The sequence below is a fragment of the Mycolicibacterium novocastrense genome (genome assembly GCF_001499835.1).
Taxonomy (GTDB): Bacteria; Actinomycetota; Actinomycetes; order Mycobacteriales; family Mycobacteriaceae; genus Mycobacterium; species Mycobacterium novocastrense.
In genome coordinates, this window is the sequence record NZ_LQIH01000032.1 from 1 (window position 1) to 13,961 (window position 13,961).

The 13,961-nt window shown below is 66.1% G+C and carries 12 protein-coding genes and 2 pseudogenes; 11 read left to right on the plus strand and 3 right to left on the minus strand.

Annotation, left to right across the window (positions count from 1 at the left end; all coding sequences use genetic code 11):
* Positions 1–530 (minus strand): annotated as a pseudogene (locus AU072_RS28465) (hypothetical protein); the annotation flags it as partial.
* Between the two features lie 61 nt (positions 531–591).
* Here AU072_RS28465 and AU072_RS27700 point away from each other — a divergent pair.
* From AU072_RS27700 to AU072_RS19515, 4 genes and pseudogenes are all read left to right on the plus strand, one after another.
* Positions 592–834, plus strand: a pseudogene (locus tag AU072_RS27700) (ABC transporter permease); the annotation flags it as partial.
* On the plus strand, positions 831–1,634 hold the full coding sequence (locus tag AU072_RS19505; RefSeq protein WP_064415330.1) for a class I SAM-dependent methyltransferase: 804 nt from the start codon (positions 831–833) through the stop codon (positions 1,632–1,634). The pseudogene AU072_RS27700 and the gene AU072_RS19505, both read left to right, overlap by 4 nt.
* Positions 1,635–1,646: 12 nt before the next feature.
* A complete protein-coding gene (locus AU072_RS19510; protein WP_064349630.1) occupies positions 1,647–2,321 on the plus strand; it encodes a helix-turn-helix transcriptional regulator in 675 nt (224 codons plus the stop codon).
* A gap of 25 nt (positions 2,322–2,346) precedes the next feature.
* Positions 2,347–2,688 (plus strand): cupin domain-containing protein, encoded by a 342-nt coding sequence (locus tag AU072_RS19515; protein WP_064415331.1) that lies wholly within the window; start codon positions 2,347–2,349, stop codon positions 2,686–2,688.
* 15 nt (positions 2,689–2,703) lie between these two features.
* On the opposite strand, the gene AU072_RS19520 is transcribed toward AU072_RS19515, so the two are convergent.
* Complete coding sequence (locus AU072_RS19520) at positions 2,704–3,885, minus strand: NAD(P)/FAD-dependent oxidoreductase (protein WP_064415332.1); 1,182 nt, start codon at positions 3,883–3,885, stop codon at positions 2,704–2,706.
* 150 nt (positions 3,886–4,035) lie between these two features.
* Between AU072_RS19520 and AU072_RS19525 the strand changes: the two genes are divergently transcribed.
* From AU072_RS19525 to nrdF, 3 genes are all read left to right on the plus strand, one after another.
* Positions 4,036–4,776: a TetR/AcrR family transcriptional regulator gene (locus tag AU072_RS19525; RefSeq protein WP_064415333.1), complete on the plus strand. Its 741-nt coding sequence runs from the start codon at positions 4,036–4,038 to the stop codon at positions 4,774–4,776.
* A gap of 181 nt (positions 4,777–4,957) precedes the next feature.
* Positions 4,958–6,478: a flavin-containing monooxygenase gene (locus tag AU072_RS19530; protein ID WP_064415350.1), complete on the plus strand. Its 1,521-nt coding sequence runs from the start codon at positions 4,958–4,960 to the stop codon at positions 6,476–6,478.
* Between the two features lie 218 nt (positions 6,479–6,696).
* The gene (nrdF, locus tag AU072_RS19535; RefSeq protein ID WP_064415334.1) at positions 6,697–7,659 is read left to right on the plus strand and encodes a class 1b ribonucleoside-diphosphate reductase subunit beta; all 963 of its coding nucleotides are present in this window, start codon (positions 6,697–6,699) and stop codon (positions 7,657–7,659) included.
* Positions 7,660–7,687: 28 nt separating this feature from the next.
* Here nrdF and AU072_RS19540 read toward each other — a convergent pair whose 3' ends face one another.
* Positions 7,688–8,404, minus strand: a complete 717-nt coding sequence (locus AU072_RS19540; RefSeq protein ID WP_064415335.1) for a GAF domain-containing protein — start codon at positions 8,402–8,404, stop codon at positions 7,688–7,690.
* Positions 8,405–8,878: 474 nt separating this feature from the next.
* On the opposite strand from AU072_RS19540, the gene AU072_RS19545 reads away from it, so the two are divergent.
* The 4 genes from AU072_RS19545 to AU072_RS19560 all read left to right on the plus strand — a co-directional run bounded on the left by AU072_RS19545 (position 8,879) and on the right by AU072_RS19560 (position 13,959).
* A complete protein-coding gene (locus AU072_RS19545; protein ID WP_268874543.1) occupies positions 8,879–11,692 on the plus strand; it encodes a helix-turn-helix transcriptional regulator in 2,814 nt (937 codons plus the stop codon).
* Between the two features lie 27 nt (positions 11,693–11,719).
* Positions 11,720–12,019: a hypothetical protein gene (locus tag AU072_RS19550; RefSeq protein ID WP_133147302.1), complete on the plus strand. Its 300-nt coding sequence runs from the start codon at positions 11,720–11,722 to the stop codon at positions 12,017–12,019.
* 317 nt (positions 12,020–12,336) lie between these two features.
* On the plus strand, positions 12,337–12,765 hold the full coding sequence (locus tag AU072_RS19555; protein WP_235629983.1) for a hypothetical protein: 429 nt from the start codon (positions 12,337–12,339) through the stop codon (positions 12,763–12,765).
* A 141-nt stretch (positions 12,766–12,906) separates the two neighbouring features.
* Positions 12,907–13,959, plus strand: a complete 1,053-nt coding sequence (locus tag AU072_RS19560) for a cupin domain-containing protein (RefSeq protein WP_064415339.1) — start codon at positions 12,907–12,909, stop codon at positions 13,957–13,959.
* Positions 13,960–13,961: the final 2 nt, after the last annotated feature.

The window sequence follows — 13,961 nt, forward strand, 5'->3', positions numbered from 1 at the left end:
CCCCCCCACCCCCCCCCCCCCCCCCCCCCCTCCCCCCCCCCCCCCCCCCCCCCCCCCCACCCCGCCCCCCGCCGGCGGGGAGCGCCCCCCGACACCGGTCCATAAACAAGGGGCGCGACGGCCGGCAGCCCCACGAGCACCACGACAAGAGTCGCGACGGCCACGAGCGCGCCCAGAGCACCGTAGAACATCCACCGGCCCAGCAGCACCGGCCAAGCCTGCGGTATGGCCAGGCGCACGTGTTCGCCCGCGTCATAACGGCTTTCGGCGGCCTGGCCGTCGGCTCCGGCAACAGCGACCAGCGCGACGGTGATCGTGATGACCCAGTAGGCGGCGTTCGAGGTCGTCACCTGCAGTACCGAGATCTGGCCGGGGATACGCGCGAACGACTCCGCGACCAGCGCGATGCCGAACGTGATCACCACCGGGACGATCACCGCCGCGGGCGCCACCACCGTCCACAGCCGGCTGCGCCCGCCGGTGCGGATGATCTCGGCGCGCGCGCTGCGCACCACCGCGGCGGTACTCACGCGCACTCCAACAGGGTCGCCTCGAGCCACTCCCGGGTGTCGGCGCCCGTGGGCGTCAACTGCGCCGCTCGCCGCGGTAGGCGGAATCCTGCTGTGGGCGTTCGTCGTCGAAACAGCGGCGGGGTATCTGCCGAATGGGGCGACGCTGCAGCGCTTCATGCCGCTGCTGAACGCGGTGTACGCGACCGGCCAGGACACCGTCCTGACGCCGCCGTGGGGCCAGGACGGTGCGCTGCTCTACGCATGCTCAGTATTCACGGCGATCTTCGTGATCGCCGTCGTGGGAAGGACAATTCGAAAATGACTGGTAGAGAATCACTTCCGCTCGCGCAGCGGTCCGACGCAGACCTACCGGGCCACTGGCTGCTGGCCCGGCTCGGCAAACGGGTACTGCGCCCGGGCGGGCTCGAGCTGACCAGCCGGCTGCTCGCGGCCGCCAAGATCGGCGGCGCTGACGTCGTCGAGCTTGGCCCGGGTCTGGGGCGCACCGCCACCGACATCGTCGCCCAACGGCCGCGGTCCTACGTCGGTGTCGACGACACCGAGGCCACCAGTGAGACGGTGCGCGCGGTCGTCGCACCCGTCGACGGCAAGGTGGTGGTGGCAAACGCCGCCGATACCGGATTGCCCTCCGGCAGCGCCGATGTGGTCATCGGCGAGGCGATGCTGACGATGCAGGGCGACCGCGACAAGCGCGCGATCGTCGCCGAGGCATTCCGGGTGCTGCGACCGGGCGGCCGCTACGCGATCCACGAACTGGGGCTGCAGCCCGACGACCTTCCGCAGGACACCAAGGACGTGATCCGTCGGGACATGGCGCGCGCGATCAAGGTCAACGCGCGGCCGCTGACGACGTCGGAATGGGTGGCGCTGCTGACCGAGGCCGGGTTCGAGGTCGTGACCGTCGACCACGCGAAGATGGCGCTGCTCAATCCCGCCCGGGTCCTGGCCGACGAGGGGTTCACCGGTGCGTTGCGGATCGTCGGCAACCTGATCGTCAGGCCGGCGGCGCGCAAGCGGGTCATCGGTATGCGCAAGACGTTCCACCGCTATCGGCGCGCGCTGACCGCGGTTGCGGTGGTCGGTGTTGTGCCGACGTCGTGACAGACTCGAACCATGCCAGTGTCGCGCCACGATCTCGATGCGCAGCCGGAACGGGCTGCAGGGCAGCAGCGCCAGAAGGTGTTGAGCCTGCTGAAGAACGCCGCGGACCCCGTCGACGCCCAACAAGTGGCCGACGCGCTGCAGATTCACGTCACCACGGCCCGCTTCCACCTGACCACGCTGGAGGAGCAGGGCTTCATCCGGCGGGGTAATGCGGCCAAGGCCGGTCGAGCGGGGCGACCGCGGCTCACCTACGAATTGGCGCCCCGATTCGACTACGCCGACATCGTCTCGCTGTTCGCCGCGCACCTGGGCGGAACCGTGCAGGAGCGCGAACAACGTGCTCTGCAAATCGGTGCGGACCTGGCCCATCGGGTCCGCTTGGCCCGCCGACGGCCCGAGGCCACGATCGCCGATATGGTGGTCGCCACCCTCAACGAACTCGGTTTCCAGGTTCGTTCATTGCTGACGTCGTTCGGCGAAGTGACGGTGCAGATCTGCACGTGCCCGCTGGCCGAGGTGGCCGCGTCGGCGCCGGAAGTCGTGCGCGGCATCCAGCAGGGCCTCATCCAAGAGGTGATCAACCTGAACGCTGATGCCGTCGGCGCCCGGTACCAGGCGTCGGTGACGCCGGACCCGCACGGCGGTTCGTGTGAAGTCAGTTTGGTATTGCGCCCCGAACGGTGAAAGCCGGGGCAAGAAGGGAAGACTCATGACCGCGACAACCGCGCTGTCGTTACAACAGCTCGCCGACGAACAGCTCGCCGCCGCAAAGGCCGCTTCGTCCGGACGTTCCGCGCAGACCGTGTACGGCGGGAGCGGCCGTACGCTCCGTCAGACCCTACTGGCGCTGACCGCCGGCCATGGCCTCGACGATCACGAAAGTCCAGGCGAGGCAACGCTGTTGGTGCTGCGCGGGCGGGTGCAACTCCGCGCGGTGAGCACCTCGGTGGAGGGCGGCGCAGGAGACTACCTCGCCATACCGGACGAACGCCATAGCCTTGCCGCCCTTGAGGACTCGGCGGTGTTGTTGACGGTCGTCGCCAAGAAGTGAGCTAAGCCTGCGGTCTCACTTGACGGTGTGCTGGGGGCCTTGGGCCTTCTTGTAGAGCGCCTTGAGCATCCGGTCGCGGAACATCGCGTTGTCGATCAGCTTGATTCCGGCGTTGGCGACCTTCGGATACCCGAGCAGCTTGTGGAAGTAGCGGCCGCGGCGGTATTCGCGACCCCAAGCGGCCTCCATGCGCTGTGCGTAGTTGGTGAAGTCGTCGGGTCCGCCGTTCTGCAGCGCCGCGATAGCGCATTCGCCTGCGGCCAAACCGGATTCGAGCGCCTTGGAGATCCCCGCGCCTGAGGCCGGCTTGCCTGCGCCCAGCGAATCGCCGGTGAACAGGACACCCGGGCGCCACGGTGGCCATGCGGTGAATCCCATCGGCAGTCGCCAGGCCCGCACGCTCTTGTTCTTCTTGAGTTCCTCGATCGGCGGGAGGTTCCACTCCGCAGGCAAGGTGCGAAGGAACTCGCCGAGGAACTGCGTGGCGTTGATCGACTGCCAGTTCTTGTAGCTGTTGACGTAACCCAGCCCGATGTTGAAGATGCCGTTGCCCATCGGGAACACCCAGCCGTAACCGGGCAACTGGTCGCCTTCGAAGACGAGCTTGAGATAGATGTCGAGGCTGTCGGAGTCCGGCCGGTTGGCGTGCATCTCCGAGCGGATCGCGATCGCCGAGTAGCCGTTGTATTCGGAGTCGATCTTCAGGGCCCGTTTGATGGGGGAGTAGGCGCCGTCGGCGGCGATCACCGCGTCGCCGTACACCTTTTCGCCGCTCTTGAGCGTCACTCCGACAACGCGTCCGTTCTCGAGAATCGGCCCGGAAACCTCCGCGCCCTGGCGCACTTCGGCGCCCGCGGATTCGGCGTGCTTGAGAAGTGTGGTGTCGAGGCGCTCGCGGCTGACGGTATGACCGTGGTCGGGCATGCCGGGTCGCTTCGGAAACGACAGTTCCCACTCACTCGGGCTGAAGACCGTCACGCGATTCACGCGGTGATACGTGGCCACCTCGTCGGCCAGCCCCATCTTCTGCAGATAACTCACCGCGCGGGCGGTGAGCCCGTCACCGCAGGGCTTGGCCCGCGGGAATTCGGCCTTGTCCAGGACCACGACCTTCGCGCCGGTCTGAGCGGCCTGCCACGCGGCCGCCGAGCCGGAGGGCCCGCCACCTGCGATGACCAGGTCGTATTGCTGCGTCATGAAACTCGTTCCGTCGATCGGCTGTCGCAGCGATATTACCCGTGCTGCGTCGGCCTCTCTTGTTGGACGGAGTTGCCCAGAGATGGCGTCCGGAAACGTAAGTGACCTGGTCTGAGCTGGTCAGCGGTGCTTGAGCGGTAGAGTGACCGGGTGCGACGAGCGGGCAGGCCACGGTCGAGTGGCGAGCCGGGTGTCAAGGTGGACGCCCGCAGCGAGCGCTGGCGTGAGCACCGCAAGAAGGTGCGCGCCGAGATCGTCGACGCCGCCTTTCGCGCCATCGACCGGCTGGGCCCCAATGTCAGTGTGCGCGAGATCGCCGAAGAGGCCGGCACCGCCAAACCCAAGATCTACCGCCACTTCACCGACAAGTCCGACATGTTCAGCGAGATCGGCCAGCGTATGCGAGACATGTTGTGGGCGGCCATCATCCCGTCGATCGATGTGGAGCACGACTCGGCGCGCCAGATCGTCGGGCGTGGCGTTGCCCACTACGTCGACCTGGTCGAGCAGCATCCCAACGTGGTGCGGTTCCTGCTGCAGGGCCGGTTCGCCGACAAGTCGGCGGCCGCGATGACGACCGTCAACCGGGGCAGCGAGATCACCCTGGCCGTCGCCGACATGATCAGCGAGGAACTCAAGGATCTGGCACCGGATCCCGCCGCCTTCGAGCTAGCGGCGTACGCGATCTTCGGTACCGCCGCGTCGGCGACCGACTGGTGGCTGGGCGACGATGACGAGGGCGCCCGCCGCATGCCGGCCGACCAGTTCGTCGCACACATGACCACGATCATGGTCGGCGCGATCAACGGCACCGCCGATCTGCTCGGCATCCAGATCGATCCTGATCAGCCAGTTCATACCGCGGTTCGCAAGCAGCAGCCGGTCGCCTGACGCCCGGCCTGATCACCCGCCGAGTGTGGGGGTTTGACACGCTTGCAGGCGTGGGACCGTGTCATGGGGCCACACTCGAGAGCACGGTGGGGAGCGGACGTCGTCATTGACACCCACGCCCGTGGCCCGGAAACTTGAGGTAAGTACCCGGTACCGGCGTTCCCAGGAAAGAGGCCCGATGATGACGGTGGCCGAACAGGCGGCCCACACGGCCGCCCAACCCGTGCACACCCGCACGCTGATCATCGGTACCGGCTTCTCCGGTCTCGGGATGGGCATCGAGCTGCAGAAGCGCGGTGTCGAATTCCTGATCCTGGAGAAGGCGGACGAAATCGGGGGCACCTGGCGCGACAACACCTACCCGGGATGCGCGTGTGACATCCCGTCGCACATGTACTCGTTCTCGTTTGAACCCAAGCCCGACTGGAAGCACATGTGGTCGTTCCAGCCGGAGATCTTCGACTACCTCAAAGGGGTGGCCGACAAGTACGGGCTGCGTCGATATATCCGGTTCAACTCGCACGTCGACCGCGCGCACTGGGACGACGACGAGATGCGCTGGCATGTGTTCACCAAGGACGGCCGCGAGTTCGTCGCGCAGTTCGTGGTGTCCGGTGCGGGCGGTCTGCACATCCCGTTCGTTCCGGAGTTTCCCGGGCTTGACGAATTCACCGGTGCCACTTTCCATTCCGCCGAGTGGGACCACAGCGTGGACCTCACCGGCAAACGGGTCGCGGTGATCGGCACCGGCGCCAGCGCGATCCAGATCGTGCCCGAGATCGTCAAGGACGTCGGCGCGCTGCATCTGTACCAGCGCACCCCGGCATGGGTGATGCCGCGCCCGAACAACCCCATCCCGGAATGGATGCAGCGGGTGTTCACCACGGTTCCGGGGACCCGACGACTGCTGCGTGCGGCCATCTACTGGGGCCACGAAGCCGTCGGCTTCGCGATGACGCGCGAGCCGCGGTTGCTGAAAATCGGTGAGCTGCTGGGTAAGTGGAATATCAACCGGTCGATCAAGGACCCCGAGTTGCGCCGTAAGCTGACACCGAGCTACCGGGCCGGCTGCAAGCGGATCCTGAACTCCGACACCTACTACCGCGGCATCGCCAACCCGAAGACCGAGGTGATCACCGACGGTATCGCGCGGTTCACCCCGCGGGGCATCGTCACCGCCGACGGGACCGAAAGGGAAACCGACGTCGTTGTTTTCGGCACCGGGTTTCACGTGACGGACTCGTACACCTACGTGCACATCAAGGGTCCTCGCGGCGAGGACCTGGTGGACCGGTGGAATCGGGAAGGTATCGCGGCGCTGCGCGGCATCACGGTCGCCGACATGCCCAACCTGTTCCTCCTGCTCGGGCCCAACACCGCGCTGGGGCACAACTCGGTGGTGTTCATGATCGAGTCGCAGATCCGCTACGCCGCGCAGGCCATCGCGGCCGTCGACCGGGCAGGCGCGCAGGCGTTGGCGCCGACGCGCGAGGCTCAGGACCGGTACAACGAACAGTTGCAGGACGAACTGGCCGGAACCGTGTGGAGCACCGGCGGGTGTCAGAGCTGGTACCTCGACGAGCACGGCGTCAACCGGACGCTGTGGAGCGGCATGACATGGCAGTACTGGTTGGCGACCCGCAAGTTCGACAAGTCCGAGTATCGGTTCTTCGGCGGGCGGCGCGCCGAGCTAGCCGCCTAGTGTGCGCTGAGATCGCGATTCCGCCCGAAACGGCGCGAAAACTCGATCAGAATGCACACTGGCCGCAGCGGTGACTCGTCGGCGGGAGCGACACGCCAAACACACGATGTTGTGTTGCCCGTGGATGTCGTCCCCCAGGGGTAGTGTCGATGACCGGCGAAAGAACCGCTTCAGGCGGACCAAAGACCAGGTGAAATGGGGTTCTCGTGAGTGATGGAGTGAAGCTGATTGACCGTGTCTCGGCGATCAACTGGAACCGTCTCCAAGACGAGAAGGATGCCGAGGTCTGGGACCGGCTGACGGGCAACTTCTGGTTGCCGGAGAAGGTGCCGGTATCCAATGACATTCCGTCGTGGAACACGCTCAACGACCATGAGAAGCAGTTGACGATGCGAGTGTTCACCGGGCTGACGCTGCTCGACACCATCCAGGGCACGGTGGGGGCGGTCAGCCTGATCCCCGACGCGCTGACCCCGCACGAGGAAGCCGTCTACACCAACATCGCGTTCATGGAATCGGTGCACGCGCGTAGCTACAGCAACATCTTCTCCACGCTGTGCTCGACCGCCGAGATCGACGATGCCTTCCGCTGGTCGGAGGAGAACCCCAACCTGCAGCGCAAGGCCGAGATCGTCATGCAGTACTACAAGGGTGACGAGCCGCTCAAGCGCAAGGTGGCCTCGACGCTGCTGGAGAGCTTCCTGTTCTACTCCGGGTTCTACCTACCGATGTACTGGAGCAGCCGGGCCAAGCTGACCAACACCGCCGACATGATCCGGTTGATCATCCGCGACGAGGCCGTGCACGGCTATTACATCGGCTACAAGTTCCAGCGTGGTCTGGCCCTCGAGGACGCCGCCAAGCAGGCCGAACTGAAGGACTACACCTACGAGCTGCTCTTCGAGCTCTACGACAACGAGGTCGAGTACACCCAAGACCTCTACGACGGCGTGGGTCTGACCGAGGACGTCAAGAAGTTCCTGCGCTACAACGCCAACAAGGCGTTGATGAACCTCGGCTACGAGGCGCTGTTCCCGCGTGACGAGACCGACGTCAACCCGGCGATCCTGTCGGCGCTGTCACCGAATGCCGACGAGAATCACGACTTCTTCTCCGGTTCGGGGTCGAGCTACGTGATCGGCAAGGCGGTCGTCACCGAAGACGAGGACTGGGACTTCTAGAGCCGCCGACGAGGGCTCGTCGCGGCGGTCAGGCTGGGTTGACGCCGAACAGGCGCGCGCGGAGCACCATTACGAAATCCTCCATCACCTGGACATGGCCGGGCATCCACCGGCGGGGTCTGGTGTCCCAGGCGATGAGCGTGCCGATGGTGTGTCCCTGGGCGTCCGTGAGCGGGAAACCCGCGTAGGCCACGACGATGCCCTCTTTCACTGCCCAATGGTCGCGCAGTAACGGCTCCTTTCGGGCATCCGCGACGACCAGCGGCTTGCCGGTGACGAGAACCTCCCGGCCGAGGGAGCCCTTCAGCGGCCCTTGACGTTTGACCGCCATCTCGCCGGTGAGGCCGATCGCGCTGCACATGTACTGGGTATCGCGATCGATCAGTGTCACCGCGGCTGACGGCACGCCGACCGCGGACACCACCATGCCGACGATCCGGTCGAGACTCCGGGCCCGTTCGGCGGTGAGCAAACCACTGTCGTAGAGCGCTCGCAGTCGATCAGGGTCCGAGATGACGGCGCCCTCGGCGAGGGCTGTGACCGGGTCGTGCGTGTCGAGATTCAACGATCTGACGTGCGCCATGAGTTCGCGCACATCGCCCTCACCCCTGCGGGCCCGCTCGATGATCATCCGGGCAGCGACGGCGCGGCCGACGTATGTCTCGACGGACTCGCCGACCCTGTCTGCCTCCTCCATCAGAGCGGCATCCAGCCACTCATCGAAGCCCGGCACCGTCGGGGTCATAGCTGTCACGCTAGCGCGCGGTTGGTGCGATTATCGCGCGTCGGACAAAGCCCCTCAGTCCGCCGAAAACCACTATGGCGAGCGGCGGGCGCAGCCCCCGACAGACGCCTTCAGCAGTTCGGTCTAACGGCAGAGTGCGCCGCCACCCATGCGCGTATCCCTCGCCCTGCCCGCGCGAGCTGCACTCGACATCGACGCCCTCCGAGGCGCAGCGCGGCGCGTACCAACTGACCCCGAGATAGTTTCCGCCGCAGTGTCATTCGCGCGTCGCTCAACATGCGCCTGTCATAACCGGAGCGCGTTCATACGAAGCGAGCGTGGACGGTCGGTGAGTTCGACCTCGGACAGACATCCGGGCTTATGCGTAGCCCACGGCGCTCACGGCGATCTACCCAGAAACGTCGAACCTCGCTCCGATCTGGCTTATCGTTGGCGTCACAACCGATCAGCGATGGGGACGGGGGAAGGGCGCCGATGTTGGTGGGCGGTCCGAGCCAGTCTGACGTGGAGTTCAGTGGGTCGCATTCGGTAACTCGACTCGCTGAGCAGTCCGCCGTGACAGCGTTTCTCGACCGTGCTGCCGCCACGGCGACGGGGCTGATCATCGACGGCGAACCGGGGATCGGCAAAACAACGCTGTACCGAGACGCCGTCAAAGCCGCTTCGGCCCGCGGGTTCAAAGTGTTGACGGCCCAAGGCGATCCGGGGGAGGTGACATTTTCCTTCGCCGCCCTCTCGGATCTTCTCGCCGGCGTCGATCACGAAGCATTCGAGTGTCTGTCGCCGATACAGCAAGTGGCGGTGAACAGTCTTCTGCTTCAGGATCACGCCCCCGCAACCACCGACGAACGCGGGGCGGCGGCGGCGTTTCAGTCGGTGGTGCAGTGGTTGTCGGCGCGCGCACCGGTGCTGATTGCGATTGACGACGGCCAATGGCTCGACACACCGAGCGCCACGGCCATCCGCTATGTGGCGCGGCGAGTGCAGGGGCCGGTCGGCATCCTCGTCACCACCCGGACCGGAGAGCCCGGATCCCTCGAAGCGCAGCTACGTCTGCAAATGGCTCACCCGGATGCGCTCCGCCGCGTCCATATGACGCCACTGACCATGGGCGGTCTTCACGCGCTGATCGCCAAGCGTCACGGGCGAGTCCTGCCCCGGCCACAGATGCGGCGGATCCACGAGATCTCGGGCGGCAATCCGTTCTACGCGCTGGAACTGGTCCGAGCCGTGGAGGACGGCCGCGGCATCGACGGGACGCTTCCGGAGCCGTTGGCCGCGATCGTGGCGGCCCGACTGGAGGGAGTGGAACAGGAGGCAGCCCCGCTCCTGCTCGCCGCGGCCTGTGCGACGAAACCGACCGTTGCGATGGTCTCCCAAGCGACGGGAGTCGACGAACAACGCGTCGTGGAACTGTTGGAACGCGGGGAGGCCGCACGCGTCGTCTCTGTCGTCGGAACGGCCATCGAGTTCTCGCATGCCCTGCTGTCGGCCGGCGTGTACGACGCGGCCCAACCTGCCGACCGCCGAGCGATGCACCGCCGGCTGGCCGAGCTCGTCGAAGCGCCGGAACTCAAGGCCCGCCATCTCGCGCTCGCGGCCACCAGCGCCGACCCCGCAACCCTGGCGGCGCTCGACGCCGCCGCATTCGCGACCCGCGAACAAGGAGCACCGACCGCCGCAGCCGAACTCGTCGAACTCGCGATTGCGCTCGGCGGTGACGAGCCCGTACGGCGGATCCTCGCCGCGCGATACCACTTCGATGCAGGTGCCATTGCCGCTGCGCGCCAACACCTCAAAGGACTCGCAGACGTACTCCCGCCGGGCGCGATCCGCGGTGCGGTGGTGATTCTGCAGGGCGCGATCGACGGCTACGACGGCTCGTTCACCGCCGCTGTGAAGGGCCTGACCCGGGGATTGGAGGATGCCGCCGAGAGCCCGCACCTTCGGCTGCAGGCGCTGATAACCCTCGCGCCGGCCACCGGTATCACGGGTGACTTCGAGCAGGCGCTCGCCTATGCACGGCAGGCCGTCGACGTCGCCGACCAGATCCCCGACACGGCTTTCCAGAGCCAAGCGCGCGCATTGGCGGCGATGCTGCACTTCCAGTACGGACGTGGCATCGAGGAACACACCCTCACCGAGGCCCTGCGCCTTCAAGGCAGCACACCGTTTGGGCACGTCCATCATCGAGCTGATGCGGTGAAAGCGGTGATCGATGCCGGTACCGGCGACCTGCAGCAGGCCCGGCAGGTGATGCAGGCCCTGAGGGGCCACGCCGTCGACCGAGGCAACGAAATCGACGCGATCTGGGTCGACACTCACGCGACGATGATCAACATCTGGTCAGGCCGGTACGACGACGCCGCCACGATCGCCGAAGAGGCGACCCGGCGAGCCGACGAGATCGACGGCCACCACCCCCGGTTGTTCGCGGCGAGTTGCCGCGCCGCGGTCGCCGCCTACACCGGACGTGAACAAGAAGCCCGCGAGGCGGCCCACCTGGCGATCGACATTGCGCACGCAACCGGCGGAAGCTATTTGACCCGATCGCCCATCACCAGCCTCGGGTTTCTCGAGATCTCGATCGGGAACTACACCGCGGCGATCGATGCCTACGAGCCCCTGCTGTCGACGTTCGACCCGGCGCACGACACAGAAATCATCAGCGGCGGATACCTGCCCGACGCGATCGAAGCCCTGACCTCCCTCGGCAGACTCGACGAGGCTCAGCCACTGATCGATGCCCTCGAAACGAACGGGAACCGGCTACAGCGGCCGTGGATGCTGGCCACCGGCGCGCGTGGACGCTGCCTATGGCTTGCCGCGCATGGCGATCTGGCGGCCGCCGAGGCTGCCGCCCTCACCGCGCTCGAACACCACCGCGAACTACCGATGCCCTTCGAGACCGCCCGCACCCAACTGGTGCTGGGTCAGGTGCAGCGGCGACGACGCCACCGAAAGCCGGCCGAGGAACATCTCGTGGCCGCCCATCACGCCTTCGAACAACTCGGCGCACCGTTATGGGTGCGTCGCGCCCGCGCGGAGCTGAACCACCTGAACCGCAGTGCAACTCCCGGGCTGGGCCTCACCCCGGCCGAAGAACGCGTCGCGCGCCGTGCGGCCGACGGGCTGTCCAACCGCGAAATCGCCGCAGAGCTCTTCATATCGCCCAAGACCGTCGAGATGAACTTGAGCAACGTCTACCGCAAACTCGGTATTCGCTCCCGCTCTCAACTGCACTCCCACCTGCCGGGTCCCAATGCCAGGGAAAACCCCGGTACCTAAATCGTCGGCGATCAATATCCTCCGGTGGTGACCACTTGTCTCGACCGGCAACATTGCTTCCTCACCGAGTGGTACCAACCGCGGCTGAAAACCTCGGACCTCGAGGATCTCACCAGCGCGCTCGAGCGCACCGCGCGAGGGATGTCCGCCGATGGCGAGCCAATAGAACTGATCATCACGGTGGCCGCGGCCGGCGATGAGATTCTCTACGGACTCTTCACATCCGATACCGCCGAAACCGTCGCGCACACCTGCCGGCAAGCCGGTCTGCCGGCCGACCGGATCAGCGCCGTCGACGCCCGCCTCGCCGCGGGACGCGAACTGTAGAGCCAACGGCGTCGCGCCCGGGCCCGTCGCCGTCAAGGCCAGGGAAATCCCTATATTCCCTGCAACCGCCAGCACATAGCGTCGACCTTGCTCCGTGAGCCGCGGAGGGGACGGCTCACGGAGCTCGACTTTTTCTCTGGTCGAGCTGCGTGGTCGAGCAGGACGGTTGGCCGAAGACGTGAACTGGGACCGTCAAACTCGCACCGACCGGCCGACTTCGCACGAAATCGGCCTGTCATGATCAGCCCCGTGAGACGATTCCCGGCTGAAGGTGATGGCGTAGCGCGACGTTGGAGACGGGCATGATTCGGCGGGCAATGACGGCTCTGGGTGCCTCCATCCTGGGTGCGGTGGTGTTGGCGCCGCCGGCTGCTGCCGACACGGGGCAGCAGGTGCTTCTGCAGTCCGGCGCGGTGAGGTGCCTGATCAGCGCGGACGACGCGACGTTCGGCGGCGGACCGATGACCGTGTGCGAGTTGACCAACGGGCAGCCGTGGGGCGGGGCGCCGTTCGAGACGTCCAAATGGAACCAGCGGCTGAACCTCGCGGTGGTGCGGGGGACCGGTGAGTTCTTCTGGGATCGAGGCCTCATCGCCGAACCGGCCACCGCGCCCGTATCCGTCGAGGGGGCCACGTACCGGGTCAACGGTTGGACCGTTGAGCCCCAGGGTTTCCGCACGCGTATCTCCAACGACGCCAGCGGCCACGGTTTCTTCATCAACGAGGCCTCGGTCCGCGGCTTCTGAGCGCTTCGACCCGGTCGCTGTCTTGTGGCGCTCGCAGGTAGGTCGTCTCCACGGATCCGGTAGCCGAAATGGTGGCCGGTTTCGAAGACACGACCGCTGGTCGGGACGAGAGTGAGGGCATCCAGATCGACAGGAGCCGTCATGACCACCTCACTGACCCGCAGCGTTCACACCGCCTCCCTGCTCGACGGTGAGGTCGTCGAAGAGAACGAGTTCGGCTCGATGCGCCGCATCACCGCCGACAACCTGCCCATTCTGAAAAGGCTTTCGATCAAGCGTGTTCTGCTGAATCCCGGGACGATGCGCACGCCGCACTGGCACGCCAACGCCAACGAGCTGACCTACTGCGTGACGGGGACGGCTCTGGTGTCGATGCTCGACAACCACAACCAGTTCACCAGCTTCATCGTGACGGCCGGTCAGATGTTCCACGCCGCATCCGGCTCGCTGCACCACATCGAGAACATCGGCGACGACGCCGCCGAGTTCATCATCGCTTTCCGCCACGAGCGTCCCGAGGACTTCGGCCTGGGTGCCACCTTCGGCGCGTTCACCGACGCAGTTCTGGGCAACACCTACGACTTGCCCGCCACCGACTTCGCCAAGATTCGCCGCGACACCACCGATCGCAGACTCGCCGCCCGCATCGGTGATCCCGAGATTCCCGCGTCGGCGTACTTCGAGGATCCCCATAAATTCGACATCGAAGCGCAGGCGCCGGGCCTGAACTACGTCAGCGGCGACGCGCGGTTCGCCCGTGACCAGTTGTGGCCGGCGCTCAAAGATATCTCGATGTACTCGTTACGCGTGACCGAAAGCGGTATGCGCGAACCGCACTGGCATCCGATGACCGCCGAAATGGGCTACGTCCAGCGCGGCGACGCACGCATGACGATCATGAATCCCGATGGCACGCTGGACACTTGGAACCTCACCACCGGCGACATGTACTTCATCCCGCGCGCCTACCCGCATCACATCGAGAACGTCGGCACCCAGGACTGGCACTTCCTGATCTTCTTCGACCAACCGTTTCCCGCTGACATCGGTTACCGCGCATCAGCGAGTGCCTACTCCCGACAGGTGCTGGCCGCCGCCTTCAACACGCATGTCGACGATCTGCCGAACTTCCCGTTCACGCCGATCGATCCGTTGATCGTCGGCCGCAAGAACCCGGTGGACTCCCCGGCGTGATC